A 26301-nucleotide genomic window follows, 5' to 3' on the forward strand; every position below is an offset into this window, starting at 1 on the left:
TCACCGACGGTCCGGCGTGAAGTCCCAGCGGGTGGGCGAGCCGCCGAAGTCGCGCTCGTCCAGCCCGAACACCCACCGCGGGCGGACCCGCACGGTCGCGTTGACGCCGGGGTCGAGGAAGGCCATGCCGTAATCGGTGCGGTACTTGGCGTTCACCGCGTCCAGGAACGCCCGCACGGACACCGTGTCCCGCACCACCTTGGCGACACCCTCGAGCACCACCGGGTTGAGCGCGTCGTCCGTCGAGATCGTGACGGCCGGGTTGGCGAGCAGGTTGCGGACCTTCCGCGCGCCGCGCGACGAGGAGAACCACAGCGCCTCGTCGTGCCACACCGCCCACACCGGCATCAGGTGCGGGCGGCCGTCCGGCCACACGGTCGCGACCCAGTAGTCGTGCGAGTCCCGTAGCCGCTTCTCCGCCCACGACCAGGGCAGCAGTCCCGTCCCCTGATCGGCGGGCAAGGTGCCGTAACCGGGCATGTGCGGGCGGGTGGCGCGGGGAACGGCCATCGGCGGAGCCCTCCCTTCACCCCAGATACTGCGCCACGCCCTCCCCGAAGGACCAGTCCACCGGCTGGTTCTCGGTCACGCTGACGAACACGTTCCGCGGCTCGATCCCGGCCCGTTCGGACGCCAGTTCCGCGATCCGCGCGTAGAGCGCCTTCTTCTGCGCGTAGGTGCGGCCCACCCGCATCGTGATGCTGACGAACACCACGCCGTCGTCCCGGCGGATGCCCAGGTAGCCGGGGTCGTAGCGGAGGTGGCCGTCGGAGCGGGTGAGGATCTGGAAGAAGTCGTCCCGCGGCACGTCGATCGTCTCGGTCATGGCCTGGTGGACCGCGTCCCCGAGCGCGGTCAGGGTGGCGTCGTCGTGCGCGGGCAGGGCGTCGATGCGTACGAGTGGCATGCGACCACCGTACATACCAGTAGGTACAGAAGGCCAGAGTGTCGGTCACGACAGGTACTGCGGCAAAATGGGCACATGAGCACCCAGACGCTGCCCGAGGTCGATACACGCCCGGAGACCACCGACGAGACCGACAGCGATCAGCCGAAGGTCTTCCACTACGTGCGCAAGGACAAGATCGCCGAGAGCGCGGTCATGGGCACGTACGTGGTGGCGCTGTGCGGTGAGGTCTTCCCGGTCACCCGCTCGCCCAAGCCCGGCTCGCCCGTGTGCCCGGCCTGCAAGGAGATCTACGAGGGCTTGCGCCCCGGCCCCGACGGCGAGGACTGATCCGCCAGGTCGTCCTCCCCGGCCGCGGGAGCTTCCTCCTGCTTGCGTGGCTTCCGCAACGGCTGCGTGGTGCGCTCCCACAGTGACGGCGACTCCGCACGCAGCCGTTCCTTGGCGCGCTCCATCTCCAGCCGCCGCCACCTGCGGCGCTGGCGGCGCGTCATCTTCGCGGGCCAGAGCTCCTGGATCGCGGCGTTGAAGTAGGCGCCGCCGACGATGGCCATCCCGATGAAGAACGTGAACAGCAGGAACGCGATCGGCGTGGCCAGGGCGCCATAGGTGTAGCCGGTGCTGGTGATCCACGACAGGTAGACGCGCAGGCCGACACTCGCGAGCAGGAAGATCACCATCGCCAGCACCGCGCCGGGCAGCCCGCGGTGCCACGGCAGCCGGCGCGGCAGGGCCAGCTTGTACAGCGTCGCCACGGCCAGGACCAGCAGCACCCCGATCACCGGGTAGTACAGCCAGCTGATCCACGTGGTGATCGTCGGCGCCCAGCCGTCGGGCAGGAAGTCGATCAGGACGTCGGGTCCGATCGCGATGATCGGCAGGCCGACCACCAGCAGCACCAGGCTCGCCAGGTACAGCAGCAGCGCGTAGATCCGCTGCCAGACCTCGTTGCGCACGCCGTACTGGTCGTGCGCCACGGTGATCGCGTCGACGAACGACGACATCGCCGACGAGCCCGCCCACAGCGAGATCAGGAAGCCGACCGAGACGATCTCGCCCTTGCCGATGGTCAGGATGTCGTCGACCGTGGGCTCGATGATCTGGCTCACCACGTTGCCGCTGAAGATCTTGTCCGCGAACGTGATGATCCGGTCGTGCACCGCGGTGACGAAGCCCTGGCCGAACCAGTCGCCCATGAAGCCGAGGCTGCCGAGCAGCCCGAGCAGCAGCGGCGGCAGCGACAGCGTCTGCCAGAACGCCGCCTCCGCGGACTCGGAGAAGATGTTGCCGTCCCACGCCTTGTTCAGCGTGCGCCCGAGCAGGCGCGCCGGACCCTTGCGGCGGGCGGCGCCATCGGGCGTCTCGTCGGACGGTGAACTCATGTCAGCCCCAAGCATGGCGGAATCGGCGCGATTTGGCTTGTCAAGACCTGTGGCGTGTTCAACTCCGCCGTGCCGTTCGCGGCCCTTGTCGGTGGGGACGGGTAATCTCCGATGAGCCGCCCTCACCCCCGTCCGGCATCGCGGCCGGGCAGTTCCGTGGGGGCATTCGCATGTCGCGTTCCATCGTCGGCGAGAGGAGGGGGAGGAATCCCTTGTCGGACACGGCCCAGGGTAATCGGACCGGTCAGGGCTTCGCCGCACCCGAGCCCCAGCACGACTCCACCGCCCGCCCGCTGCGGGCCTGGCAGCGCCGCGCGCTGACGAAGTACCTGAGCACGCAGCCGCAGGACTTCCTCGCCGTCGCGACGCCGGGCGCGGGCAAGACGGTCTTCGGCCTGCGCATCGCCGCCGAGCTGCTGTCCGACCGAACGGTCGAGGCGGTCACCATCGTGACCCCGACCGAGCACCTCAAGCACCAATGGGCGGCGTCCGCGGCGATGGCGGGCATCCCGATCGACTCGAACTACCGCAACGGCCAGGGCGCCGTCGCGGCCGACTACCGCGGCGTGGCGCTGACGTACGCGCAGGTGGCCGCGCACCCGACGCTGCACCGCGTGCGCACCGAGGGCCGCAAGACGCTGGTCATCCTGGACGAGATCCACCACGGCGGCGACGCGAAGAGCTGGGGCGACGCGATCCGCGAGGCGTTCACGCCGGCCGTGCGGCGCCTGTCGCTGACGGGTACCCCGTTCCGCAGCGACGACTCGCCCATCCCGTTCGTCACCTACGAGCCCGACGGCGACGGCTCCCTGCGCAGCAAGGCCGACCACGCCTACGGCTACGCCGACGCGCTCGCCGACGGAGTCGTCCGGCCCGTCGTGTTCCTCGCCTACAGTGGTGAGGCGTCCTGGCGCACCAGCGCGGGGGAGGAGTTCACCGCGCGGCTGGGCGAGCCGCTGACGGCCGAGCAGACGGCCCGCGCGTGGCGCACCGCGCTGGACCCCGGCGGCGAGTGGATCCCCGCCGTCCTGCAGGCCGCCGACACCCGGTTGCAGCAGCTGCGCAGCGGTGGCATCCCGGACGCGGGCGGCCTGGTCATCGCCACCGACCAGGAGTCGGCACGCGCCTACGCGAAGATCCTGGCGCGGATCACCGGCGAGGCGCCCACGGTGGTGCTCTCCGACGATCCGAAGGCGACCGCGCGGATCAGCGAGTTCTCCGAGTCGACCGACCGCTGGCTGGTCGCGGTGCGGATGGTGTCCGAGGGCGTCGACGTCCCGCGGCTGGCGGTCGGGGTGTACGCCACGAGCGCGTCGACGCCGCTGTTCTTCGCCCAGGCCATCGGCCGGTTCGTGCGGGCCAGGCGCAAGGGCGAGACGGCGAGCGTGTTCCTGCCCAGCGTGCCGGTGCTGCTGGAGCTGGCCAGCGAGCTGGAGGCCCAGCGGGACCACGTGCTCGGCAAGCCGCACCGGGAGAAGGACGGCTGGGACGACGAGCTGCTGGCGCAGGCCAACCGCACCGAGGACGAGCCCGGCGAGGAGGAGAAGGCGTTCACGTCGCTGGGCGCCTCGGCCGAGCTGGACCAGGTGATCTACGACGGCAACTCCTTCGGCACCGCGGTGTTCTCCGGCAGCGAGGAGGAGCAGGAGTACCTCGGGCTGCCCGGGCTGCTGGAGCCGGACCAGGTGCGGGCGCTGCTGCGCAAGCGGCAGGAGGAGCAGCTCGCCGACGCCAGCCGCCGCAAGCCGGAGAAGGAGCAGGTCCCGGCGCCGGCGCCGCGGCCGCAGTCGGTGAACGAGCGGATCGCCGCGCTGCGCAAGGAGCTGAACACCCTGGTGGGCATGTACCACCACCGCACGCGCAAACCGCACGGCGCGATCCACAACGAGCTGCGCCGAGCGTGCGGCGGCCCGCCCACGGCGATGGCGACGATGGAGCAGCTGGAGGAGCGGATCGCGACGCTGCGCTCCTGGTGAGAGGGGCTCGCTCCGCACGGGGTCGACCTTGGTGATCGCGAGGGGCGGGCACGGCCCGGCTGGTCGGGGGGCCCGCGGGGCGGGTCCTGGTGGGGCCGGCAGGTCGCGGCGGGTGCCATTGGACCGCCCGGTTGCGGCCCGCAGGGCTGGCTCTGATGGGGCTGGCAGGTTGCGGTGGGGGCCGGTTGGCCTGGCTGGTTGCGCGCCGCGGGTTGGGGCCTGGTGGGGCCGGCAGGTCGCGGCGGGCGCCATTGGATCGCCCGGTCGCGCCCCGCAGGGCTGGCTCTGATGGGGCTGGCAGGTTGCGGTGGGGGCGATTGGCCCGGCTGGTTGCGCGCCGCGGGTTGGGTCCTGGTGGGGCTGGCAGGTCGCGGCGGGCGCGATCGGCCCGGCTGGTCGAGGCTCCCAGGGCGGGTCCCGGTAGGGGCCAGCAGGCGGGGGCGCCATCGGCCCGGCTGACCGCGCCCCAAGCGGCGATCCGGCCCCGGTGACCGCAAGGCCGGCCGCCGTTGGCCGCCCCGGGCAGGCCCGGGAGCGCGGGCTGTCCGGTGGGGCGGCCCGCTGCTACGTCCCGGCGCGCGCCACGGCGGGGCGGCGGCGGTGCGCCCGCCACCCGAGGAACGCGTCGAGCAGCAGGAAAGCCAGCAGCGACAGCCCGAAGACCGGCATGAACCAGCCGACCACGATCCCCGCGGCGGCCAGCGGCACCAGCACCTTCATCGGCAGCCGCCGGAGCGAGCCGCGCGCGAAGGGGCGGCCCACCGGCCGTCCGGCCGGGCGGCGCTGCCACCACATCCGGTACCCCCAGACGATCATGGCGATCAGGCCGGCCATCACCACGGCCAGCACGATCTGGTTCGCCAGCCCGAACAGCAGGCCCATGTGCGCGTCGATGCCCCAGCGGGCCAGCTTCGCGGCCAGCGGCCAGTCCTCGAAGCGCAGCACGTTCAGCACCTCGCCGGTGGCAGGGTCGATCGCGGCGGAGTCCTGCTTCTCCGGCCAGCTGCGCTGGATCTGCTTGACCACGTAGGCCTTGCCCGCCGCGGGCGGGGTGATTTCGACCGGGGCGTCCAGACCCACCGTGCGGGCCGCGGCCAGCGCCCCGTCGAAGTCCACCGCGGGGTCGGCCGTCGCGCCCGGCAGCTTCGACGGCACCGACGGTGTCTGCCAGCTCAGCGCGGCCCTGACCTCGGAGATGTTCTGCCCGGCGAACTGCGACCACGTCAGACCCGTCGCGGACAGGAAGAACAGCACCAGCGCCACCCACGTGCCGGTGGTCGCGTGCCAGGACAGCGTGCGTGCCCGGCCGGTGGTGGCCTTGCGCTTGCGGCGCCGCCCGCCCCACCACAGCACCAGCCCGCCCGCCACCACGACCGCCAGCCAGCTCGCCGCCAGCTCGCTGTAGATCCGGCCGACGTCACCCAGGTGGAGGTTGCGGTGCAGGTTGTCCAGCCACCCGCGGATCGGCATCGCACCACCGGAGCCGTAGGTGTCCAGCACGCCGCGGATCTCGCCGTCGTAGGGGTTCACGAAGGCGGTGCGGTAGTAGCTCTCCGGCAGGCCGTCGACCTTGAAGACGACCTGGGTCGTGTCGGTCGCCGTCGGTCCGGGGCGCACGCTGTACAAGGTGCCTTCGGGAACGGCGTTCTCCGCGGTGGCGACCTGCGCGGACAGCGGCTGCGCCATGGTCCCGGCCGGCACGTGCAGCTCGTGGTCGTAGACGACCTGCTCCAGCTGCGGCGCGAACACGTACAGCAGGCCGGTGATCGCGGCCACCAGCAGGAACGGGCCGACGAGGATCCCGGCGTAGAAGTGCAGTCGCAGCAGGACCGGGCGCAGCGTCCCGCGGGGCGCGGACGGGGCGGTGGGCGGTGCGGTGGGCTCCAGGAGGTCGTCCGTCGTCATGCTGCTCCTCGGCGGGGAGGGACCGGCTTTCCCTCCAGGTCGCCGGGATCAACGCGACGGTTCCCAGTGTGACGTCGGGCACATGACAAAGCGGGCGCCCGGGTGAACCCCGGGCGCCCGCCTGCTGTCTGTGGTCTGGCTCAGCCGCGCTGGATCTCCGCAGCGATCTCCTTGAGCTTCGACTCGTACTCGCGGGCGTGGTGGCCGCAGAAGAGCAGCTCGCCACCACTGGAGAGGATGGCTCGTACCTGTGCTGCGGCACCGCACCGGTCACAACGGTCGGCTGCGGTCAACTCGGGGCGGGTGAGCGTCGGTGATGTCATTGGAGTCTCCCTCCGTCCCGGCATCGGCTGCCCGATGCCATCGATCCAGCGGCGACCACTTCGGCCCTGCGGTTGCCCGTCGGCTCCGCGGTGTTCGCTGGCCTCCACTCTTGCAGACGCTGAGCGCCTGGCAAGTGTTCCCGGCTGCTTGGGATGTGTGTCACGCAGAATTACCCCGGATGCCGTAGATCAATCCCGCCATTCAGGACGGAGAAACCTGCCAGAAACCCGTTTCCCGTGGTCAGGACCAGTGCGAGCGGGTGGAAATCGGCTCGTGCGAACCGGTGTCAAGCGGCCGCGCGGAGCAGCTTGTTCGTTCTCAGCGGAATTCGGTGGACCGGTCCGAGGCAAGATCGTGATCAGTCCGTGTGCGAAACCATCCCCCGCGCGGGGCACGTGAGACACTCCCTGTCATGACGAAGCAGGCGTCGGCGGCCGCGAAGGACCTGGCGGCGGCCGGGGTCGGCGGGGCGCAGATCGCCTGGGCCGACAACAACGGCATCCCGCGTTCGCGGATCGTGCCGATGTCCGGTCTCGCCGCGGCCGCGACCCGGGGCGTCGGGATCACGTCGTTGTTCGCCGTTTTCGACACCCACGACGTCATCACGTTCGGCCACCCCGGACTGAGCACGCCCTCGGGTGACGTGCGTCTCGTGCCGGTGATCGACCGGCTGCGGCGGCTCGCCGGGCAGCCCGCGCTCGCCTGGGCGCCCGGACGGCAGGTCGCCGCCGACGGATCGCCGTGGCCCTACTGCCAGCGGACGGCGCTGGAAACCGTCGTGTCCGCGACAGCCAACCTGGGTTACGAGATCCGCGCCGGCTTCGAGATGGAGTTCGCCGTGGCTCCCGCCGGGGCGCCGGACATCGCGTCCGCGCCAGGCCACCTCGGTCCCGCGTACAGCCCGCACGCCCTGATCCCGCTCGACGACTTCGTCGCGACCGTGCTGCACGACTTCGACGCCAACGGCCTGCGGCTGAACCAGTTCCACGCCGAGTACGGCCTGGCGCAGCTGGAACTCTCGCTCGCGGCGGCCGATCCGGTGTCCGCGGCCGACGACCAGCTGCTGGCCCGGCAGACCCTGCACGCCGCCGCGCACAAGCACAGGCTGCGGCTGAGCTTCGCGCCGATCATCAGCCCGGAGGCGGCGGGCAACGGCTGGCACCTGCACACCTCGGTGTGGCGCAAGGGCCGCAACCTGCTCGCCGGCGTGCCGGGCGGCGAGGGCGCCGGTTACCTCGCCGGGCTGCTGCGGGACCTGCCCGCCATCACGGCGGTGACCGCGCCGAGCGTGCCGTCCACTTTGCGGTTGCGCCCGGGGTACTTCGCCAGCGCGTACGCGTTCTGGGGCGTGGAGAACCGCGAAGCGCCGTTGCGGTTCGTGCCGGGGTCCGACCTGCTCGGCGACGATCACGCCAACGTGGAGCTGAAGCCGTGCGACGCGTCGGCGAACCCGTACCTGGCGCTCGCGGCGGTGATCACCGCCGGGATCGCCGGACTGGAAGAAGGGCTGGCCCTGCCCGATCCGGTCGGCGAGGATCCCGGCGTCTGGACCGACGACCGCCGGGCGGCCGCGGGAATCCGCCGTCTTCCGGCCACATCGGACGAGCAGGACGGCGCGCTGGCGGCCAATGGCCGGATGCGCGCGGCGCTGGGGGAGGAGCTGCTCGGCGCGTTCCGCGCGGTGCGCGCCTCGGACCGCCGCTGGGCCGCGGACCGGACGGTCGAGGAGATCGTCGCCGCCCACCTGTGGCGGTACTAGTGGGGCTGCTCGACGAGGTGCGCTGGTTCCCCGGCGCCACGCGCCTCATCGACCTCGCGCGGGCCGAGATGCCGCAGCAGAAGGGCGAGTCGGCCGCGTTCGTCACGCTGATTTCCCTGCGGGCGCACGGGATCGCGGTCGCGAGCCAGGACGACACCGCGTCCGCGGGTTCGTCACCGGCGTCCACCGCGGCGGCCGTCGCGGAGCTGTCCGGGGGCGAGCTGACCGCGGTCGCCGCCGAGGGCCGGTGGACCGCCGCCGCGTTGCGCGCGATCCTGGCCGGGGTGCCCGAGCTGGACGCCACGCTGGTGGCCTTTGTGGACACCGCGGACCTCGGCGCGCCGGACACCCCGGACGCCGCGCTGCGCGACTACCTCGACGGCGGGCTGCCGCCGTTCTGGAGTTCCCGTTGGCGCACCAGGAATCCGGTGTTCCTCGCGGGCGTGCTCAGCGGCCCGGGCGGCACGCTGGTGGCCATTGTGGACGGTTACCGCTGGGCCGGCCGCGACGGGGTGCACCTGCAGCTGCTCGACCGGGTGGTCGCCGCACTGCGTGGGCTGCTGCTCGTGGTGCCCGCCGCCGACGCGGCCGCGGCGCGGGCGCTGGTCGCGCGGGCGGGTTTCACTCCTTGACCGCAAGGCGGGAATGCCTGCGGCCGTAGGCGAAGTAGATGACGAGGCCGATCGCGAGCCAGACGGCGAACCGGATCCAGGTGAGCACGTCCAGGTTCAGCATCAGGTACAGGCAGGCGAGCGCGGCGATGATCGGCAGAGCCGGGGACAGCGGCACCATGAAGGGCCGCTTGAGGTCCGGGCGCTTGTGGCGCAGCACCGGAACCGCGATCGCGACGATCACCATGGCCGACAGCGCGCCGATGCTGACCATGTCGGACAGCTCGGTGATCGGCACGAACGCCGCGAGCAGGGCGATCAGCACCGCGCCGCCGATGGTCATCCGGTGCGGCGTGCCCCAGCGCGGGTGGGTGGTGCCGATCGGCTTGGGCAGCAGTCCGTCCCGCCCCATCGCGAACCCGATGCGGCCGATGGTGACCAGTTCGACCATCATCACCGAGGTCAGGCCGGTGACCGCGCCGAGCGAGATGAGGGCGCTCACCCAGTGCTGGCCGACCGAGTCGAACGCGGCGGCGAGCGGCGCGCTCGCGTCGATGTCGGTGAACGGCACCATGCCGGTCAGCACCAGCGACACGGCGATGTAGAGCAGGGCGCACACGCCGAGTGCGCCGAGGATGCCGATGCGCAGGTCCTTGCGCGGGTTGCGGGTTTCTTCGCCGAGGTTGGCCAGCGCCTCGAACCCGGTGTAGGCGAAGAACACGATCGCCGCCGCGGACAGCACACCGCCGATGCCGTACACCGACTGTTCGAGCCCCAGCCCGGCCTGCACGACCGGCTGGTGCAGCACGCTCGCCCCGCTCTCGCCCGGCTGGGCGGGCGGGATGAACGGGGTCAGGTTGGCGCCCTTGATGAAGAACACGCCCACGGCGATGATCAGGACGCACACCGCGACCTTGACGAGCACCAGCACGTTCGTCACCCGGGCCGACTCGCGGATCCCGAGCACGGCGACGACGGTGAGGATCGCGATGATGGCGACGGCGCCCACGTTGACGGTCGCCTCCTCGCCGAACCACTCCTGCGGCAGCCCGAGCAGGTTCGCGAGGTACCCGGACCACCCGCGCGACACCACGGCCGCGCCGAGGGCGAACTCGAGGAGCAGGTCCCAGCCGATGATCCAGGCGAACACCTCCCCGAGCGTGGCGAACGCGTAGGTGTAGGCGCTGCCCGCTGTCGGCACGCTGGAGGCCAGTTCGGCGTAGCAGAGCGCCGCCAGCCCGGCCACGACGGCCCCGATCACGAACGACAACGTCACGGCCGGCCCGGCGTGCGTCTTGGCCTCCACGCCCGCGAGCGTGAAGATGCCGGTGCCGATGATGATGCCGACCCCGAAGCCCACCAGATCCCTGGCCCGCAGGCGGCGCTTCAACTCGCCGGACTCCTGCCGGGCGAGGACTTCGTTGACGTCAAGCGTTCGGGTGATGCCCATGGTGGAACGTTAGAAGATCACCTGGCTCCCCGCAGCGCGGTGGCCCGTTGCTGTGACGAAGGCGGAAGCCTTTGGTCTTGAACACAAGAGAAGCTGGGTGTTCATCCCGTCGCCTGACACGTGACGATCACCTTGAGCCAGGGCCGCAACCTCCGCGCCCGCGTGAGATGACATGCCAACCTTGCGGCCCTGGATCAAGGTGATATGCACAAACCGGAAGGCGACGGGATGACCACCCGGCGACCACCTCGGCAAGGTGGGACGAGGCACCCAACCCCTGGTCATCCCGGAGCCTGCCCGTCCGGCGAGGACTTCTTTTGATCTTTAAACCCGCGCTGACGCGCAGAAAGCGCCTCACGGCGCTCAAACGGTCACCTTTCGACCACCCCCGCCCCCGATGCCTGATTGTGTTTCAGTCGCCGAGCAGGCGTGTCAAGGCGGGAAAGAGTACCTTGACACGCCTGGTCGGCGACTAAAGATCGGCTGTGGATCGGGGGCGGGGGAGGTCTGGTGCATTGGTCGGTCTTGTTGCGTTGCCGGCTTGCGTTGCGTTGGCTGGTAAAAGAAAAAGCCCGGGCCAGGTGGCCCGGGCTTCCTCTTCTGCTCTCAGTCCAGGTAGTCGCGCAGGACCTGCGAGCGGCTGGGGTGCCGCAGCTTGGACATCGTCTTCGATTCGATCTGCCGGATGCGCTCGCGCGTGACCCCGTAGACCTGGCCGATTTCGTCTAAAGTCCTCGGCTGGCCGTCGGTCAGGCCGAAGCGCAGCCGGACCACGCCGGCCTCGCGCTCGGACAGCGTCTGCAGCACCGACTGGAGCTGGTCCTGCAGCAACGTGAACGACACGGCGTCGACCGCGACGACCGCTTCCGAGTCCTCGATGAAGTCGCCCAGCTGCGAGTCGCCCTCGTCGCCGATCGTCTGGTCCAGCGAGATCGGCTCGCGGGCGTACTGCTGGATCTCCAGGACCTTCTCCGGGGAGATGTCCATCTCCTTCGCGAGCTCCTCGGGGGTGGGCTCGCGGCCGAGGTCCTGCAGCAGCTCACGCTGGATGCGGCCGAGCTTGTTGATCACCTCGACCATGTGGACCGGAATACGGATGGTCCGGGCCTGGTCGGCCATCGCGCGGGTGATCGCCTGCCGGATCCACCACGTCGCGTACGTGGAGAACTTGTAGCCCTTCGTGTAGTCGAACTTCTCGACCGCACGGATGAGGCCCAGGTTGCCCTCCTGGATCAGGTCCAGGAACGCCATGCCGCGGCCGGTGTAGCGCTTGGCCAGCGACACGACCAGACGGAGGTTCGCCTCCAGCAGGTGGTTCTTGGCGCGCTCCCCGTCCCGGATGATCCAGCGCAGGTCGCGGCGCATCTGGGTGGCGAGCTTCTCGCCCTCCTCCTCCGCGATGCGCAGCCGCTCCGCCGCGTACAGGCCGGCCTCGATCCGCTTGGCGAGCTCGACCTCCTCCTCGGCGTTGAGCAGCGCGACCTTGCCGATCTGCTTCAGGTACGCGCGCACCGAGTCCGCGGACGCGGTGAGCTCGGCGTCCTTGCGGGCCTGCCGCAGGGCCTCCGACTCCTCCTCATCCCAGACGAAATCACGATCGGTCGACTTGGCGCCCGACTTCGCGGCCGGCGTCTTCTCGTCCGGCTCGTCCTCGTCGAGGTCCTCGGCTTCGTCGGTGACGGTCGCGTCGACGACGTCGACCTCCACCTCGCTTTCGAGGTCGGCGAGATCGGCTTCGAGGTCGACGTCCTCGATGTCCTCGCCGCCGGGGCCGTCCGGCTCCCCGTCGTCGGTCTTGCCGGCCTTGCGGGTGGTGCGGCCCTTGGCCGGAGCCTTCTTCGGGCCCTTGGCCGCGGCCGGCTTACGGGTGGTCGCCTTCTTCGTGGCGCCGGAGCCCTGAGCCTCGGCCTCGGTCACGTTCTCACGGCCCGCGTCGGGTTCCGCGCTCACGTCGGCGGCGCTCGTTGTCTTCGTGCCGCTTCGGGTAGCGGTTTTTGCGGCTGCCACGTACGCCCTTTCGCAGCGGTCGATCACGGCGAGCCGGGATGGTGGGTCCCGGCTGCCTCAGATTCGGGGAACGTCCCGCGGCCTGCGGTTTTGTCCTCCGCGACCGTGGGCCGTGTTCCATTGTAACGACGATACGCCGGTGCGTTGCGGCCGATCATCGTTCAAACTCGGCGGGCCGGTGGGCAGGTCAGTGCTCCAGGCCCTCGGCCGCGGCCAGCGCCGCGCCCACGATCCCCGCGTTGTTCTGCAGCGATGCGACCAGGACCGGTGTCCTGATCTCCAGCAGCGGCACCCACTTCTCGGCCTTCTTGCTGACCCCGCCGCCCACGATGAACAGATCCGGCCAGATGAGGTTCTCCAGCACGGAAAGGTAACGGTTCACGCGCTTGGCCCACTGCGGGTAGGACAGGCCCTCGTTGTCCTTGACCGAGGCGGCCGCCTTCTTCTCCGCGTCGTGCCCGTCGACCTCGAGGTGGCCGAACTCGGTGTTCGGCATCAGGGTGCCGTGCTGGAACAGCGCGCTGCCGATGCCGGTGCCGAACGTCAGCAGCGTGGTGACGCCCTTGCGGGCCCGCGGGTCGCCGTAGCGGATCTCGGCCATGCCGGCCGCGTCGGCGTCGTTGAGCATCGCGATGTCGTCCTCGTGGCGGTCCAGCCGCTTGGCGAACAACGCGTCCGCGTCGGTGCCGATCCAGCTGGGGTCGATGTTCGCCGCGGTGTGCGCGACGCCCTTCTTCACCACCGCGGGCAGCGTGATGCCGACCGGGCCCTCCCAGCCGAAGTGCGCCACGACCTGGGCCACCACGTCGGCCACCGCGTCCGGGGTCGCCGGGCGCGGGGTGTCGATCCGGAAGCGGTCGCCGATCAGTGCGCCCTTTTCCAGGTCGACAAGGGCGCCCTTGATACCGCTGCCGCCGATGTCGATTCCGAAACCACGGGTCGCCGTCATTGGCGCCGTCCCTTCTCGCTCGATTCAGAAACCTGTGCCGGAGACTTTAACCGGGTGTGGTCCCATGGTGGACGTGGGAGCTGCCGAAACAGAGTTGAAGGACGTTGCCGTCCAGGTCGCGGCCGAGGCCGCGGACCTGGTCCGCCGTGCCCGTGACGCCATGGTCGCAGGTGAGCCGGTGTCGGTCGAGACCAAGACGACGGACACCGACGTGGTCACCGCGGTCGACCGCGCCGCCGAGCAGCTGGTGCGCGACCGGCTGGCGGAGCTGCGGCCGGGGGACCACGTCCTGGGGGAGGAGGCGGGCGGCGCGGCAGGTGACGGCGTGACGTGGGTGGTGGACCCGATCGACGGCACCGTCAACTTCCTCTACGGCGCGCCCCTGTTCGCCGTGTCGCTCGCGGCGCAGGTGGACGGGGTGTCGGTGGCCGGGGCGGTCGTGGAACCCGTCAGCGGGCGCTGCTGGACGGCCGTGCGGGGCCAGGGCGCGTGGCTCGACGGCCGGCGGCTCTCGGTGTCCTCGCCCGAGCGGCTGGAGCTGAGCCTGATCGGCACCGGGTTCGCCTACCAGGCCGAGCGGCGGGCGCGGCAGGCCCGCTTGGTGTCCGGGCTGCTGACCCGCGTGCGTGACGTCCGCCGGGCCGGGGTGGCCTCGCTCGACCTGTGCGCCGTGGCGGCCGGGTGGCTGGACGGGTACCTGGAGCACGGCCTGCACCGCTGGGACTGGGCGGCCGGGGCGCTGGTGGCGGAGGAAGCAGGCGCGGTGGTGCACCTGCCGGGCTCGGACCCGGCCCTGGGTGCGGACGCGACCTTCGCGGCCGCGCCGTCGATCGCCGGAGCGCTCTACGACGCGGCCGTGGAGTGCGGCGTCAAGGAGGTGTAGCGGCCGCCGGCGGCGGCCGGGGTCGGCCGAGTGCGGACCTCGTGGCCGTGTGTGGAGATCGCGGGCGCGTGTGGGGAACTCGCGCCCGGGAGTATGGACCTCGTGGGCGCGAGTGTGGACCTCGTGGCCGTGTGCGTGGAACTCGTGGGCGGGAGTGTGGGACTCGCGCCTGCTAGCGACCGCGGCGGGGGTCAGCAGGTGCCGGGGCGGGCGGCGGCCAGCAGTGCTTCGTCGATCGCCGGCGGGTTGACCGCGGACTGCTCGCCGCCGTCCCCGTCGTGCTGGCTCGACCACGCCTGCAGCTGCGCGAGGATGTCGCGCGCCGCCTGCGTCGGCACCACGTCGCCGAAGGCGCTGCCGATCGCCAGGTCCACGCTCGCGTCCTCGCGGTTGTCCCGCACCAGTTCGACGCACGGCACGACCAGGCTGAGCGTGCGCGCCGCGGAGCTGCCGTTGTCGCCGAAGCGCAACTGGCCGCGGCAGGCCGCCTCGTCGGTCGCGTAGGCGGGGTCGTTCTCCGGCGGCGCGATCTGCGTGAAACCCAGCTGCCGCAGGCTTTCCGTGGTGATCGCGGCCTGCCCGCGCTTCTCGCTCGCGTTGAGCACCTTCACCGCGATCCGGTCGGCCGGCACGGGCGTCGTCTCGTCGAGCGCGTTGTAACCCAGGTTGGTGTACGTCACACCGGGTGGCGGCGTGGGCGGCGGATCGCACCGCAGCGCCTCGTCGATGTCCTGCTTGCTGGTGATCGCGCGCACCCAGATGACCATCGCGACGAGCCCGAGCACCCCGATCACGATCAAGGCGGGCAGCGGGCGGCGCTTGCGGTAGGGCCGCGATCTCCGGTTGCCGTAACCGATCCCCGACGACACCTGCCCCACCCCTTCGATCGAAGACCCGAACACCCGCTCGCCCGAACCGTCGTTCCTGATCAGCGTAGGCGTTACAGTGCACCAGCGTCGTCACCCGTCCGAAGCCGGGGTACGTGTCGCACCGTCCCACGGGCGTCCCCGGATTGTGTTCCCCCTGTTGGGTGACGTATGTCCTGCTTCGAATGACACTCTGCGCGTGCGGGTAAAGCGTGAGCTACCCTCTGCGGGCTCCGCCCGTAGATCAGGTACCGAAACACGTTGCTGAAGAGAGACCTGGCTCACTACGGCGGCGGGCACAAACCGGGGCGCTGGGACGTTGACCAGCGGCACGACAGCATGCGAACAGCGTGCTTGAACAGTGATTACGAAGCTGATCGCAGGGGTGAGGGACAATGGCGACCGACTACGACGCTCCGCGCCGCAGCGAAGCCGACGAGCTCGCCGAGGACTCGTTGGAGGAGCTGAAGGCTCGCCGGAACGAGACGCAGTCCGGCGTGGTGGATGTGGACGAGGACGCGAGCGCGGAGAACTTCGAGCTTCCGGGCGCGGACCTGTCCGGGCTGTCGGGTGAGGACCTGACGGTGAAGGTGGTGCCGAAGCAGGCTGACGAGTTCACCTGCTCCGTGTGCTTCCTGGTGCACCACCGGAGCAGGCTGGCGGAGGAGCACAACGGGCAGATGATCTGCCGCGACTGCGCGTGAGACCGCGGACGGCCGGGCTACTTCCCTGAGCGGAGCAGCTCGGCCAGGGCCTCCGGCCTGCGGGTACTGAACACCCAGTAGGGGGTCGGGTCCGCCGGGTCGGTCAGGTGCACGCGCAGCAGCGAACCGACCCAGCCGCGATGCGTCACGTATGCGGCGGGGTCGAGTTCCGGCCCCATCGCCTTCCGCTTCCGGTCCTTACCGATGACTTCGACCTCACCCACGAACCGCAACGGCAGATGAGCGTCACCGACTTCGAGCTCGTCGCCGGTCACCCGGATCCGGGCCCGGCCCATGGCCACCAGCCACGCCACCATCAGCGGCATCAGCACCGCGAACGGCAGCCACAGCGGCACCGCCGGGTAGCCGAGGTGGATCTCGTAGGCCAGCAGCGCCGCGCCCGCCAGCGGCAGCGGCCAGCCCCACCACGACAGGTACAGCCGTTCGGAATACCGCGTGCTGCCATCTCCCGCAGTCGTCTCGCCCACCGCACCGGCCGCGCTCGCGTGCTCACCCATGCCTCCAGGGTAGTCTCGCCGCCCGTGTCCCCCGTGCAGGTCCTGCTCACCCGGCTCGATCCGGGCGTCCCGATCCCGTCCTACGCAAGGCCCGGCGACGCCGGCGCCGACCTGGTGACCACCACCGACGTCGTGCTGGAGCCCGGCGAGCGGGTGCTGGTCGGCACCGGCGTGGCGATCGCGCTGCCGCCCGGCTACGCCGGGTTCGTGCACCCGCGCTCCGGTCTGGCCGCGCGGACCGGGCTGTCCGTGGTGAACACGCCGGGCACCATCGACTCGGGTTATCGCGGGGAGATCAAGGTGTGCCTGGTCAACCACGACCGCAGCGAGCCGATCCGGCTCGCGCGGGGGGACCGGATCGCGCAGCTGGTGGTCCAGCGTGTGGAGACGGCGGAGTTCGTGGAGGTCGCTGAGCTGGCGGCGACGGAACGCGGGGCGGGCGGGTACGGCTCGACCGGCGGGCATGCGACGCTGACCGGGAATCCCGGGGAAGGAACGAGGGAGTAGTGGGCATCTTCGGACGCAAGAAGCGGGGCCGCCACGCGATGGCCGACCCCGGCGAGTCCTGGGAGCCGGACGTCGCCGAGGAGCCGGAAGAGGACCCGGAGCCGGAGGCCACCGACGGGCCGTTCGACATCGCCGACGCGCCGGAGGACGGCAGGCCGCGGATCGACCTCGGCTCGGTGCGGGTCCCGGTGCCCGACGGCACCCAGGTGCAGGTCGAGATGGACCCGCAGGCCGGTGGCGTGCGCGCGGTGCACGTGGTGACGGCGCACGGCCAGGTCACGGTGAGCGCCTACGCGGCGCCGCGCTCCGGCGGCCTGTGGCGCGAGGTGGTCGGCGAGCTGACCGAGCAGCTGCGCAACGACGGCGCCAAGGTCGCGCCGGGCCAGGGTGAGTGGGGGCCGGAGCTGTCCGCGCTCATCGGCGACGTGGCACTGCGGTTCGTCGGGGTCGACGGGCCGCGCTGGATGCTGCGCGGGGTGATCGCCGGCCCGCAGTCGATGGCGGCCGAGGCGCCCGCCGTGCTGCGCGACATCGTCCGCGGCACGATCGTCGACCGCGGCGACGCGCCGATGCCGGTGCGCACGCCGCTGCCGATCACGTTGCCGGACGCGGTGGCCGAGCACATCGCGCAGCAGCAGGGCCAGCAGTAGGCACGCATTCGGTGGTGACTGGGAGCGCGCGCCAGGGTGCGTGCTCCCGCCCTGCCCGATCGGGTTCTCCGCGAGGTCTGTGATGGTCCGCGTCGCTGTGCTGGTCGTGGGCGCGCCTCGTACCCGTTGCGGGGCGTCAAGCTCTGCCGCGCGGCTGGGCTCGCTGCGGCGGTGCGGACCTCACCCGCCCGCCTGGAGCCACGCCAGCAGTGCGGCGCGGCCCAGTGACTCGCGGTCGGCGCCGAGCGCGGTCAGCGTGGTCTCCCGGACCACGGCCCGGGGAAGCGCTCCCGCCCACGCGTGCGCGACTGCGGCCGGGTGGACCGGATCGTCAGTGCACGCGGCGATGCCGACCGGGACGTCCAGTCCGGCCAGCGCGTCCAGCGTCGGCGCGGGGTGGGCCGCCGCGACGCGCAGGCTTGCCGCCAGGCCGTCCCCGTGCCGCCGCCAGGCCCTCGTCAGCTCGGCGGCGAGCCAGGGCGTCACTCCGGCCGTGGCGAGCCGCAGCGCCTCCTCCAGGCCCTGCGAGTCGACCAGGTCGGCGGAGGCGCGCGCGGCCAGCGAGGCAGGCGCGTCGTCCGGGCGACCGCACCAGGCCGGCATCGCGAGCAACAGGCCGGCGCACCGGCCGGGGTTGCGGACCGCCCATTCGGCCGCCAGGTGCGCGCCGAGCGAGATGCCTCCGGCGAGCACCGGGCCGTCGGCCGCGGCGTCGTCGAGTGACGTGAGCAGGCCTGCTGTCACAGCGGCGCCGCCCGGTGGTGCGGGGGTCCGTGTGCGTATGCCGAACGCACCCAGCGGACCTGCGAAAACAGACCGGACGAACACCTCGTCCGACCCCGTCCCCGGTAGCAGGACGGCGGCCGGTTTCGGCATTGCGGACGTCACGTTGCGATCTTGCCGCAAAGCGGTTGTGCTGGCCCCCACGAGGTTAGGCTGGACGACGTACGGGCCGTTCGAGTCGGGGGCCCCGGAACAGGAGCAGACGCCTATGTCCGCCAAAGACGGCGGCTATTTCAGCCGGCTGGTGCGCAAGCTGACCAGCGACGTCGAGGAACTCGACGCTGATGATCTGTCCGAAAAATCCGAGGCAGGCGGCGCGCGACGAGCATGCGACTGCCGGTCGGGCGAAGAGGTGACCGTCCTCGGGCGGTTGCGCAGCGTGGAGCTGTGTCCCACGAAAGAGGCGGCGACACTGCGTGCCGAGTTGTTCGACGGCACGGAGGGCGTGACGCTAGTCTGGCTGGGACGGCGCCGCATCCCGGGCATCGAACCGGGCCGGACCATCAAGGTCCGGGGACGCATGGCCGAGCGAGACGGCCAGAAGGTGCTGTACAACCCGTTCTACGAGCTGCAGACGACCTCCTGAGTTGGTAACCGCGTGACTGAACCCGCCCGTCCAGGCGACAAGACCGATCCGCACCCCGCCGCAGACGGGGCCGAGCCTGGGCGGGCGGGTGAGCGGCCCGAGCCCACGATGCTGGAACAGATGGGCGGGGTGTCCGGCCTCGTCTACTCCTCCGTGCCGATCGTGGTGTTCGTGCTCGCGAACTCGTTCTTCGGGCTCACGGCGGGCATCTGGAGCGCCGTCGGCAGCGCCGCGCTGATCACGATCGTGCGCCTGGTGCGCCGCGAGTCGCTGCAGCCGGCCATCTCCGGACTGTTCGGCGTCGGCATCGGCGCGTTCATCGCCTACCGCACCGGGTCCGCGAAGGGCTTCTTCCTGTTCGGGATCTGGGCGAGCCTCGTCTACTGCGGCGTGTTCGTGCTGTCCGTGGTGGTGCGCTGGCCGCTGGCGGGCGTGATCTGGAACTTCCTCAACGGCACCGGCACCGCGTGGCGCCGGGACAAGCCGTCCCGCCTCGGCTACGACGTCGCCACCCTGGCGCTGGCGGCAGTGTTCGGGGCGCGGTTCGTGGTGCAGCGGTGGCTCTACGAGGCCGACTACACCGGCTGGCTGGCGTTCGCGAAGATCGCCATGGGCTGGCCGCTGTACGGGCTGGCGCTGCTGGTCGTCGTGTGGGCCGTGCGCCGCTCCGACAAGCGCCTCAAGGAGATCGAGGAGGCCCGCGTCGCCGAGGAGGCGGACGCCGAGGCCCGCCTCCGCCTGAAGTACGGCCAGCCGCCGCAGGAGGCCTAGGGCGTCCGGTCCGCCTCTGCGCGCATGCCGGTGAGCAGCCGGTCCTCGGGCGCTGGTAGCCCAGTACCCGAGTAGCCGGCGCCCCAGTAACTCAGTGCCCTCGATAAGTAATTCCGATCTTGGTTAGTGGTTGTAGGCGACGAGGGATCGGGTTGTGGGTTGGCCGGTGGCGCGGTTGTGCCAGATGGCGGCGGTGAGGGCGAGGAGTCGTTGTGCGATGCGGGCGGTGACGCCTTCGAAGGTGCGGCCGCCGTGTAGTTCTAGGTCGAGTTGGAGCAGCGGGACCGCGGCCCGCAGCCGCTTGTTGTGGCCCGACTGGCCGGGTAGATACGGGAACGCGCCCGGCACCTGGCGAGGCACGAACCGCAGCCACCGGGCCTCGGAACGCACCCCCGCAGCACTTGCGCCACCGCCAGCGTCAGCAGTTCAGCATCTGACAGCCGCGGCGGCCTCCCCACCCGAGCGGGCTCACCAAGCTAGTCATCGATCTCTAGTAACCGAGCGCCTTGCGGATGTCGTTCTCGACCTCCGCGTTGGCCACGAACAGCAGTTCGTCGCCCGGCTCCAGCGGGTCCTCCGGCTGCGGCACGATCACCCGGTCGCCGCGCAGGATCGTCACCAGCGCGGCGTCCCGCGGCAGCGCCAGGTCGCTCACCGGGCGGCCGGCCAGCGGCGTCTGGTCGGGCAGGGTCAGCTCGACCAGGTTGGCCTGCCCCTGCCGGAACGTCAGCAGCCGCACCAGGTCGCCGACGCTGACCGCCTCCTCGACCATCGCCGCCAGGATCCGCGGCGTCGACACGGCGACGTCCACGCCCCACGCGTCGGTGTAGAGCCACTCGTTGGCCGGGTTGTTCACCCGCGCCACGACCCGCCGCACCGCGAACTCGGTCTTCGCCAGCAGCGACACGACCAGGTTCACCTTGTCGTCACCGGTCGCGGCGATCACCACGTCGCAGCGCTCGATCCCGGAGTCCTCCAGCGTCGAGACCTCGCACGCGTCGCCGAGCACCCAGTCGGCCTGTTCGACGGTGTCCGGCTCGAACTGCCCGGCCTGCCGCTCGATCAGCATGACCTGGTGGCCGCCGTCGATCAGCTCCTTGGCGATCGACCGGCCAACCGCGCCTGCTCCCGCGATCGCGACCCGCATCAGGCTTCCTCCTCCGGCGCACGCGCCGCGGTGCTCGTCACGTCGCCGACGGTTCCGGACCTCGCGGCCACGTAGACCAGGTCGTCCGCCTGCAACACCGTCTTGGAATCGGGCAGAACGGGCGTGCCGAACCGCATGATGAACGCGACCCGCGCGCCGGTCGACTCCTGCAACTCGTTGACGCTGCGGCCGATCCAGCCCTCGTGCAGCGGCAGCTGCAGCACCGCGACGTTGCCGCTGGGATCCCGCCACGCCGAGGCCACCCCGTCGGGCAGCAGCGTGCGCAGGAACCGGTCGGTCGTCCACGGCACGGTCGCCACGGTGGGGATGCCCAGCCGCTCGTAGACCGCCGCGCGCTTCGGGTCGTAGATGCGGGCCACGACGTGCTCGACGCCGAAGTTCTCCCGCGCCACCCGCGCCGAGATGATGTTCGAGTTGTCGCCGCTGGACACCGCGGCGAAGGCGCCCGCCTTCTCGATGCCCGCGTCGATCAGCACCTGCCGGTCGAAGCCCATGCCCAGCACCTGCTGGCCGTGGAAGTCGCTGCCGAGCCGCCGGAACGCCTCCTGCGCCTTGTCGATCACCGCGACCTCATGACCCAGGCGCTCGAGGGCCGCGGCCAGGGACGCGCCCACCCGGCCGCACCCCATGATCACCACGTGCACGTCACTGCCTCCTGTGTGTCACCCGAACGGCGGTTACCCGGTAGATGCCGACGCAGAACCTACCTTGTCCGGCCCCCTCGCGGACCCGCCCGTACCCTTCTGACGTGTCGAAGATTGCGACCGCCACCAAACGGCTGCTCGTCGGCCGTCCGTTCCGGAGCGACCGGCTCTCCCACACCCTGCTCCCGAAGCGGATCGCGCTGCCGATCTTCGCGTCGGACGCGCTCTCGAGCGTCGCGTACGCGCCCGAGGAGATCTTCCTGACGCTGAGCGTCGCCGGGCTGTCGGCCTACGCCTACTCGCCGTGGATCGGCATCGCCGTCGCGGTGGTCATGCTGGTCGTGGTGGCTTCCTACCGCCAGAACGTGCACGCCTACCCCAGCGGTGGCGGCGACTACGAGGTCGCCAGCACCAACCTCGGCGGCAGATTCGGCCTGACCGTGGCGAGCGCGCTGCTGGTCGACTACGTCCTCACCGTGGCGGTGTCCACGTCCTCCGGCGTGGCCAACATCGGGTCGGCGATCCCGTTCGTGGCCGAGCACAAGGTGCTGAGCGCGGTGATCATCGTGGTGGTCCTGACCTCGATCAACCTGCGTGGCGTGCGCGAGTCCGGCAAGGCCTTCGCGATTCCGACATACGGGTTCATCATCGGCATTCTGGGCATGGTCCTGTGGGGCCTGTTCGAGGCGGTCCGCGGCACGCCGATGCGCGCCGAGAGCGCGGACTTCGACCTGCACGCCGAGGCGTCCTTCACCGGCTTCGCGTTCGTCTTCCTCATCGCCCGCGCGTTCTCCTCCGGCGCGGCGGCGCTGACCGGCGTCGAGGCGATCAGCAACGGCGTGCCCGCCTTCCGCAAGCCGAAGTCGAAGAACGCGGCCACCACGCTGCTGATGATGGGCGTGCTCGCGGTGACGATGCTGCTGGGCATCATCACGCTGGCGATCCTTACCGACGTCAAGTTCGCCGAGGACCCGGCGACCCAGCTGAGCGGCACCCCGGAGGGCTACCAGCAGAAGACGATCGTCGCCCAGATCGCGCAGGCGGTGTTCCCGCACTTCGAGCCCGCCTTCTACTACATCTCCTTCAGCACCGGCATCATCCTGCTGCTGGCCGCGAACACCGCCTTCAACGGCTTCCCGGTGCTGGCCTCGATCCTCGCGCAGGACCGGTTCCTGCCGCGCCAGCTGCACACCCGCGGCGACCGGCTGACCTTCTCCAACGGCATCCTGTTCCTGGCCGCGTTCGCGCTGGTCCTGATCATCGCGTTCGACGCCGAGGTCACCAAGCTGATCCAGCTCTACATCGTGGGCGTGTTCGTGTCGTTCACGGTGAGCCAGGCCGGCATGCTGCGGCACTGGAACCGGCTGCTGTCCCGCGAAACCGATCCGCAGGCCCGGCGGCGGATGCGCCGTTCGCAGACCGTCAACGCGATCGGCCTGACGATGACCGGCACCGTGCTGGTCATCGTGCTGATCACGAAGTTCCTGCTCGGCGCGTGGATCGCGATCGCCGCGATGGTGGCGATCTACCTGCTGATGACCGCGATCCGCAAGCACTACGACCGGGTGTCCGAGGAGCTGGCCGCGCTGGACGGCAGCCCGACCGTGCTGCCTTCGCGCAACCACGCGATCGTGCTGGTCTCCAAGCTGCACCTGCCGACCATGCGCGCCCTGGCCTACGCGAAGGCCATGCGGCCGGACGTCCTGGAGGCCGTGACGGTCAACGTGGACGACGCCGAGACGCGGCAGCTGACCGCCGACTGGGAGGCCAAGGGCTTCAAGGTCCCGCTGAAGGTCGTCGAATCGCCCTACCGCGAGATCACGCGCCCGGTGCTGGACTACGTCAAGCGCGTGCGCGGCGACAACCCGCGTGACGTGGTCACCGTGTTCATCCCCGAGTACGTCGTCGGGCACTGGTGGGAGCAGCTGCTGCACAACCAGAGCGCGCTGCGGCTCAAGGGACGGCTGCTGTTCCAGCCGGGTGTGATGGTCACCAGCGTGCCGTGGCAGCTGGCGTCCTCGGCGAAGGCGGTGCGGCGCGCGTCGCGGGCGCGCCCGGCGGCCGGTGACGTGCGCCGCGGCTTCTTCGGGGACGGGGCGTCCCGCACCGGGGCCGGCAAGGACGGCGGGAAGTGACCGGACAGGACTGGACCGGCCGGATCCTAGAGCTCGAAGTGGGACCCGTCGCCCACGGCGGGCACTGCGTGTCCCGGGTGGACGGCCGCGTCGTGTTCGTCCGGCACGCGCTGCCCGGCGAGCTGGTGCGCGCCGAGGTGACCGAGGACAAGGGCGGTTCGTTCTGCCGTGCGGACGCGGTGGAGGTCCTCCGCGCGGCGCCGGAACGGGTCGATCCGCCGTGCCCGCTCGCCGTGCCGGGGCAGTGCGGCGGCTGCGACTGGCAGCACGCGACGCCGGAGTTCCAGCGGGAGCTGAAGGGGCGCGTGGTCGCCGAGCAGCTGCAGCGGCTGGCCGGGCTGGACTGGCCGGTCGAGGTCGAGGCGCTGCCCGGGGGCGCGCTGGGCTGGCGGTCGCGGGTCCGGCTGGTCGCCGGACCGGACGGGCGGGCCGGGTTGCGGGCGCACCGCAGCCACCGGGTCGTGGCGCTGGAGAACTGCCCGATCGCGGTGCCGGGCGCGCTGGACCGGGCGTTGTCGCGGAAGTGGCGGCCGGGCACGGAGATCGAGGTGACCAGCGACGGGGACGGCCACGTGCACGCCCGTGAGCTGGCGACCGTGCGGGGCAAGCGCCGGGCGCGGCAGCTGGCCGGCGGGGAGGCGGTGCAGCACGCGGCGGGCCGGGACTGGCGGCTGCAGGCCCACGGGTTCTGGCAGGTGCACCCCGCGGCGGCGGAGACGTTCGCGTCGGTGGTGCAGGAGTGGGCGCGGGCGTCGCCCGGGGAGCTGGCCTGGGACCTCTACGCCGGGGTCGGGTTGTTCGCGTCGGTGCTGGCCGCGCAGGTCGGTGTGACGGGGCACGTGGTGGCGGTCGAGTCGGGGCAGCGCGCGGTGAGCGACGGTGAGCGGAACCTGGCGGACCTGCCGCAGGTGAGCTGGCGGGCGGGCCGGACGGAGCACGTGCTGCGGTCGCTGTCCGGGAAGCCGGAGGTCGTGGTGCTGGACCCGCCGCGGTCCGGGGCGGGGCGCGAGGTGGTTCAGGCGGTGGCGGCGGCTTCGCCCCAGCGGGTGGTGTACGTGGCGTGCGATCCGGCGGCGCTGGCCCGGGATGTCGCGACCTTCGGTGAGTCGGGGTACCGGCTGGAGCGGTTGCGGGCGTTCGACGCGTTCCCGATGACCCACCACGTGGAGTGCGTGGCGCTGCTGGTGCGCTGAGGCGCCCGGAATTGTCGGTGGCCTCCGGCATGATGCGGGGCATGGCCGAGTCCACTGTAGAAACGTTCGCCGTCCTGCTGTGCGATGCCGCCCAGCGGCGGCTGGGTGAGCTCGCGGCGCGGGAGCTGGCCGGCCCGCGCTACGACGCGCGGCTGATCGACCGGGCGGCGGAGCTGGCGCTGCGGGAGGTGCTGGCGCGGTTGTGGCGGACCGGCTGGCAGCCGGGGGACGTGCACCAGATCGCGTTGCGGCGGCTGGACCGGCGGGGGGTGGCGCTGACCTCGGACGTGCTCGCCGGGTGCGGCGGGGCCGAGCGGCCGTTGCTGGAGCGGTGGTCGGAGCAGCACGGCGTGGAGCGGGTGGCGGCGTTGCTCGTGGTGCTGTCGGTGCTGGAGGTGCTGCTGCCCCTGCCGCGGTTGCCGGAGGTGCCGGTCGCGGCGGAGCGGGCGGGCGTGGACGAGAAGGTGCTGGCGCGGATCCGGGCGCTGCTGGCGAAGGCGGAGTCGACGTCGTTCCCCGAGGAGGCGGAGGCGCTGTCGGCGAAGGCGCAGCAGCTGATGAGCCGGTACTCGTTCGAGCAGGCGCTGGTGGACGTGCCGGGGCCGGGGGCGGGTTCGGCGCGGCGGTTCTGGCTGGAGCAGCCGTACCTCGGCCCGAAGTCGTCGCTGGTGACGGCGGTCGCGACGGCCAACCGGTGCCGGGCAGCGTTCTACGCCAAGCTGGGGTTCGTGGTGCTGGTCGGCCACGAGGTCGACCTGGACCTGGTGGAGCTGCTGTCGACGTCGCTGCTGGTGCAGGCGAACGAGGCGATGCTGACCGCCGGCCGCGGCGCGCGGCCCCGCTCGTTCCGGCACGCGTTCCTGCTCGCCTACGCGACGCGAATAGGCGAACGCCTGACCGACGCCGACCGTGCCGCGGGGGCGGAGTTCGCGGAGGCGCGGCTGCTCCCGATCCTCGCCCGGCGCCGCCAGGAGGTGGACACGCTGTTCACGGAGTTGTTCCCGCACACGACAACCCGCACGACGACCATCAGCAACCCCGAGGGCTGGACAGCAGGCCGAGAAGCCGCCAACCACGCACGACTGACAGTGGAACGAGCCCAGGTGGAGGCAGGTTAGGACTCAGCGGACGCGGCCGCGTTCGCCCGAAGTGGCGCGGCCCTGCGGCGGCGCGCTTCGCCTTGGGCGCCGGTGAGGGTGGGCGGCTCTGATGCATTGCCCAGGATGCGGCTGCTCGGTAGCCCCGAAGCCGCACCGCGCTGCGGCGCGCGCGGCGCTGCCGATGAGGCCGCGCTGCCGTTGAGGTGCCGCCTCGCTTCCGAGTGCTGTCTGTGGAGTTTCGGCCCCGCCTCCACCAGCGCGCCGCGCCGACGCCCGCCCCGCCACCCCACCGGGCGCATCATCCGGGGGCCACCGCGCCGCTTCGCCCCGCCGCCGCGCGCCGCCGCGCCCTGCCCTGCCGCGCTGCCGCCCCGCGCCGCCGCGCGCTGCCGCGCCCGGCGCTGCCGCGCTGCCGCCCCGCGTCGCCCCGCGTCGCCGCGCGTCGCCGCGCGCTGCCGTGCGCTGCCGTGCGCTGCCGCGCCCGGCGCTGCCCGCCCGCGCCCCCACATCACCGCGCCGCTTC

At 71.6% G+C, this 26301-nt stretch carries 26 protein-coding genes and 2 pseudogenes; 13 read left to right on the top strand and 15 right to left on the bottom strand.

Going from position 1 to position 26301, the window contains the following annotated elements:
- The gene (locus tag AMYTH_RS0140765; protein WP_027935070.1) at positions 1-510 is read right to left on the bottom strand and encodes a pyridoxamine 5'-phosphate oxidase family protein; all 510 of its coding nucleotides are present in this window, start codon (positions 508-510) and stop codon (positions 1-3) included.
- Positions 511-526: 16 nt separating this feature from the next.
- A complete protein-coding gene (locus AMYTH_RS0140770; RefSeq protein ID WP_027935071.1) occupies positions 527-907 on the bottom strand; it encodes a tautomerase family protein in 381 nt (126 codons plus the stop codon).
- Between the two features lie 75 nt (positions 908-982).
- Here AMYTH_RS0140770 and AMYTH_RS0140775 point away from each other — a divergent pair, with 75 nt between their 5' ends.
- Positions 983-1237, top strand: a complete 255-nt coding sequence (locus tag AMYTH_RS0140775; RefSeq protein ID WP_017983722.1) for a DUF3039 domain-containing protein — start codon at positions 983-985, stop codon at positions 1235-1237.
- Here AMYTH_RS0140775 and AMYTH_RS0140780 read toward each other — a convergent pair.
- Positions 1198-2289 carry a YihY/virulence factor BrkB family protein gene (locus AMYTH_RS0140780; protein ID WP_027935072.1) on the bottom strand — a complete coding sequence of 364 codons (1092 nt, stop codon included), beginning with the start codon at positions 2287-2289 and terminating at the stop codon, positions 1198-1200. The two genes, AMYTH_RS0140775 and AMYTH_RS0140780, sit on opposite strands and share 40 nt — an antisense overlap.
- Positions 2290-2501: 212 nt before the next feature.
- Between AMYTH_RS0140780 and AMYTH_RS0140785 the strand changes: the two genes are divergently transcribed.
- Entirely contained in the window at positions 2502-4265 is a 1764-nt protein-coding gene (locus tag AMYTH_RS0140785; protein WP_017983720.1) for a DEAD/DEAH box helicase, read from the top strand.
- A gap of 564 nt (positions 4266-4829) precedes the next feature.
- On the opposite strand, the gene AMYTH_RS0140790 is transcribed toward AMYTH_RS0140785, so the two are convergent.
- Positions 4830-6170: a PepSY-associated TM helix domain-containing protein gene (locus AMYTH_RS0140790; protein ID WP_027935073.1), complete on the bottom strand. Its 1341-nt coding sequence runs from the start codon at positions 6168-6170 to the stop codon at positions 4830-4832.
- 140 nt (positions 6171-6310) lie between these two features.
- Positions 6311-6493 (bottom strand): DUF7455 domain-containing protein, encoded by a 183-nt coding sequence (locus AMYTH_RS0140795; protein WP_017983718.1) that lies wholly within the window; start codon positions 6491-6493, stop codon positions 6311-6313.
- Between the two features lie 413 nt (positions 6494-6906).
- Here AMYTH_RS0140795 and AMYTH_RS0140800 point away from each other — a divergent pair, with 413 nt between their 5' ends.
- On the top strand, positions 6907-8253 hold the full coding sequence (locus AMYTH_RS0140800; RefSeq protein WP_027935074.1) for a type I glutamate--ammonia ligase: 1347 nt from the start codon (positions 6907-6909) through the stop codon (positions 8251-8253).
- Entirely contained in the window at positions 8241-8885 is a 645-nt protein-coding gene (locus tag AMYTH_RS0140805; protein ID WP_228685167.1) for a DUF6885 family protein, read from the top strand. The genes AMYTH_RS0140800 and AMYTH_RS0140805 overlap by 13 nt, the downstream gene beginning before the upstream one ends.
- Here the strand turns inward: AMYTH_RS0140805 and AMYTH_RS0140810 are convergent.
- From AMYTH_RS0140810 to ppgK, 3 genes are all read right to left on the bottom strand, one after another.
- Entirely contained in the window at positions 8875-10314 is a 1440-nt protein-coding gene (locus tag AMYTH_RS0140810; protein WP_027935076.1) for an amino acid permease, read from the bottom strand. The genes AMYTH_RS0140805 and AMYTH_RS0140810 overlap by 11 nt on opposite strands.
- Before the next feature lie 606 nt (positions 10315-10920).
- Positions 10921-12321 (bottom strand): RNA polymerase sigma factor, encoded by a 1401-nt coding sequence (locus AMYTH_RS0140815; protein WP_027935077.1) that lies wholly within the window; start codon positions 12319-12321, stop codon positions 10921-10923.
- 187 nt (positions 12322-12508) lie between these two features.
- A complete protein-coding gene (gene ppgK, locus AMYTH_RS0140820) occupies positions 12509-13270 on the bottom strand; it encodes a polyphosphate--glucose phosphotransferase (RefSeq protein WP_027935078.1) in 762 nt (253 codons plus the stop codon).
- Positions 13271-13334: 64 nt separating this feature from the next.
- Here ppgK and AMYTH_RS0140825 point away from each other — a divergent pair, with 64 nt between their 5' ends.
- A complete protein-coding gene (locus AMYTH_RS0140825) occupies positions 13335-14153 on the top strand; it encodes an inositol monophosphatase family protein (RefSeq protein ID WP_026153315.1) in 819 nt (272 codons plus the stop codon).
- 191 nt (positions 14154-14344) lie between these two features.
- Here the strand turns inward: AMYTH_RS0140825 and cei are convergent, their stop codons facing one another.
- Positions 14345-15022 carry an envelope integrity protein Cei gene (cei, locus tag AMYTH_RS0140830; protein WP_027935079.1) on the bottom strand — a complete coding sequence of 226 codons (678 nt, stop codon included), beginning with the start codon at positions 15020-15022 and terminating at the stop codon, positions 14345-14347.
- 392 nt (positions 15023-15414) lie between these two features.
- On the opposite strand from cei, the gene AMYTH_RS0140835 reads away from it, so the two are divergent.
- A complete protein-coding gene (locus AMYTH_RS0140835; protein ID WP_017983710.1) occupies positions 15415-15723 on the top strand; it encodes a DUF4193 domain-containing protein in 309 nt (102 codons plus the stop codon).
- Positions 15724-15740: 17 nt separating this feature from the next.
- Here the strand turns inward: AMYTH_RS0140835 and AMYTH_RS0140840 are convergent, their stop codons facing one another.
- Entirely contained in the window at positions 15741-16241 is a 501-nt protein-coding gene (locus AMYTH_RS0140840) for a DUF3093 domain-containing protein (protein ID WP_020418725.1), read from the bottom strand.
- Between the two features lie 24 nt (positions 16242-16265).
- Here AMYTH_RS0140840 and dut point away from each other — a divergent pair, with 24 nt between their 5' ends.
- Both dut and AMYTH_RS0140850 read left to right on the top strand, forming a co-directional pair.
- Entirely contained in the window at positions 16266-16748 is a 483-nt protein-coding gene (gene dut, locus AMYTH_RS0140845) for a dUTP diphosphatase (protein ID WP_027935081.1), read from the top strand.
- Positions 16748-17398: a DUF3710 domain-containing protein gene (locus AMYTH_RS0140850; RefSeq protein ID WP_027935082.1), complete on the top strand. Its 651-nt coding sequence runs from the start codon at positions 16748-16750 to the stop codon at positions 17396-17398. Before dut ends, AMYTH_RS0140850 begins: the two co-directional genes overlap by 1 nt.
- Before the next feature lie 180 nt (positions 17399-17578).
- Here the strand turns inward: AMYTH_RS0140850 and AMYTH_RS0140855 are convergent, their stop codons facing one another.
- Positions 17579-18274 carry an alpha/beta fold hydrolase gene (locus AMYTH_RS0140855; protein WP_027935083.1) on the bottom strand — a complete coding sequence of 232 codons (696 nt, stop codon included), beginning with the start codon at positions 18272-18274 and terminating at the stop codon, positions 17579-17581.
- Between the two features lie 115 nt (positions 18275-18389).
- Between AMYTH_RS0140855 and AMYTH_RS0140860 the strand changes: the two genes are divergently transcribed.
- Both AMYTH_RS0140860 and AMYTH_RS0140865 read left to right on the top strand, forming a co-directional pair.
- A complete protein-coding gene (locus AMYTH_RS0140860; protein WP_026153310.1) occupies positions 18390-18767 on the top strand; it encodes an OB-fold nucleic acid binding domain-containing protein in 378 nt (125 codons plus the stop codon).
- Positions 18768-18779: 12 nt separating this feature from the next.
- Positions 18780-19538 carry a DUF3159 domain-containing protein gene (locus tag AMYTH_RS0140865; RefSeq protein WP_378337202.1) on the top strand — a complete coding sequence of 253 codons (759 nt, stop codon included), beginning with the start codon at positions 18780-18782 and terminating at the stop codon, positions 19536-19538.
- 123 nt (positions 19539-19661) lie between these two features.
- Here the strand turns inward: AMYTH_RS0140865 and AMYTH_RS51275 are convergent.
- The 4 genes and pseudogenes from AMYTH_RS51275 to AMYTH_RS0140880 form a co-directional block, all read right to left on the bottom strand.
- Positions 19662-19811 (bottom strand): annotated as a pseudogene (locus tag AMYTH_RS51275) (IS982 family transposase); the annotation flags it as partial.
- Positions 19812-19999 (bottom strand): annotated as a pseudogene (locus AMYTH_RS51350) (IS982 family transposase); the annotation flags it as partial.
- A 29-nt stretch (positions 20000-20028) separates the two neighbouring features.
- Complete coding sequence (locus AMYTH_RS0140875; RefSeq protein WP_017983702.1) at positions 20029-20685, bottom strand: potassium channel family protein; 657 nt, start codon at positions 20683-20685, stop codon at positions 20029-20031.
- A complete protein-coding gene (locus tag AMYTH_RS0140880) occupies positions 20685-21350 on the bottom strand; it encodes a potassium channel family protein (protein ID WP_020418718.1) in 666 nt (221 codons plus the stop codon). Before AMYTH_RS0140880 ends, AMYTH_RS0140875 begins: the two co-directional genes overlap by 1 nt.
- A 104-nt stretch (positions 21351-21454) precedes the next feature.
- Between AMYTH_RS0140880 and AMYTH_RS0140885 the strand changes: the two genes are divergently transcribed.
- From AMYTH_RS0140885 to AMYTH_RS51015, 3 genes are read left to right on the top strand one after another with little or no spacing between them, the layout of a single operon-like run.
- A complete protein-coding gene (locus AMYTH_RS0140885) occupies positions 21455-23485 on the top strand; it encodes an APC family permease (protein WP_027935086.1) in 2031 nt (676 codons plus the stop codon).
- Positions 23482-24678 (top strand): class I SAM-dependent RNA methyltransferase, encoded by a 1197-nt coding sequence (locus AMYTH_RS0140890; RefSeq protein ID WP_027935087.1) that lies wholly within the window; start codon positions 23482-23484, stop codon positions 24676-24678. The genes AMYTH_RS0140885 and AMYTH_RS0140890 overlap by 4 nt, the downstream gene beginning before the upstream one ends.
- Positions 24679-24719: 41 nt before the next feature.
- Positions 24720-25796, top strand: a complete 1077-nt coding sequence (locus tag AMYTH_RS51015) for a DUF2786 domain-containing protein (RefSeq protein ID WP_037324307.1) — start codon at positions 24720-24722, stop codon at positions 25794-25796.
- Positions 25797-26301: the final 505 nt, after the last annotated feature.

Source organism: Amycolatopsis thermoflava N1165 (assembly GCF_000473265.1).
Taxonomy (GTDB): domain Bacteria; phylum Actinomycetota; class Actinomycetes; order Mycobacteriales; family Pseudonocardiaceae; genus Amycolatopsis_E; species Amycolatopsis_E thermoflava.

Bases quoted from the DNA above. Each gene is read 5' to 3' on its own strand.
- AMYTH_RS0140860 (WP_026153310.1), top strand. From the start codon at position 18,390: ATGTCCGCCAAAGACGGCGGCTATTTCAGCCGGCTGGTGCGCAAGCTG.
- AMYTH_RS0140835 (WP_017983710.1), top strand. From the start codon at position 15,415: ATGGCGACCGACTACGACGCTCCGCGCCGCAGCGAAGCCGACGAGCTC.
- AMYTH_RS51015 (WP_037324307.1), top strand. From the start codon at position 24,720: ATGGCCGAGTCCACTGTAGAAACGTTCGCCGTCCTGCTGTGCGATGCC.
- AMYTH_RS0140795 (WP_017983718.1), bottom strand. From the start codon at position 6,493: ATGACATCACCGACGCTCACCCGCCCCGAGTTGACCGCAGCCGACCGT.
- AMYTH_RS0140875 (WP_017983702.1), bottom strand. From the start codon at position 20,685: ATGCGGGTCGCGATCGCGGGAGCAGGCGCGGTTGGCCGGTCGATCGCC.
- ppgK (WP_027935078.1), bottom strand. From the start codon at position 13,270: ATGACGGCGACCCGTGGTTTCGGAATCGACATCGGCGGCAGCGGTATC.
- AMYTH_RS0140790 (WP_027935073.1), bottom strand. From the start codon at position 6,170: ATGACGACGGACGACCTCCTGGAGCCCACCGCACCGCCCACCGCCCCG.
- AMYTH_RS0140825 (WP_026153315.1), top strand. From the start codon at position 13,335: ATGGTGGACGTGGGAGCTGCCGAAACAGAGTTGAAGGACGTTGCCGTC.
- AMYTH_RS0140800 (WP_027935074.1), top strand. From the start codon at position 6,907: ATGACGAAGCAGGCGTCGGCGGCCGCGAAGGACCTGGCGGCGGCCGGG.
- AMYTH_RS0140765 (WP_027935070.1), bottom strand. From the start codon at position 510: ATGGCCGTTCCCCGCGCCACCCGCCCGCACATGCCCGGTTACGGCACC.
- AMYTH_RS0140770 (WP_027935071.1), bottom strand. From the start codon at position 907: ATGCCACTCGTACGCATCGACGCCCTGCCCGCGCACGACGACGCCACC.
- AMYTH_RS0140840 (WP_020418725.1), bottom strand. From the start codon at position 16,241: ATGGGTGAGCACGCGAGCGCGGCCGGTGCGGTGGGCGAGACGACTGCG.
- AMYTH_RS0140780 (WP_027935072.1), bottom strand. From the start codon at position 2,289: ATGAGTTCACCGTCCGACGAGACGCCCGATGGCGCCGCCCGCCGCAAG.
- AMYTH_RS0140775 (WP_017983722.1), top strand. From the start codon at position 983: ATGAGCACCCAGACGCTGCCCGAGGTCGATACACGCCCGGAGACCACC.
- AMYTH_RS0140810 (WP_027935076.1), bottom strand. From the start codon at position 10,314: ATGGGCATCACCCGAACGCTTGACGTCAACGAAGTCCTCGCCCGGCAG.
- AMYTH_RS0140855 (WP_027935083.1), bottom strand. From the start codon at position 18,274: ATGCCGAAACCGGCCGCCGTCCTGCTACCGGGGACGGGGTCGGACGAG.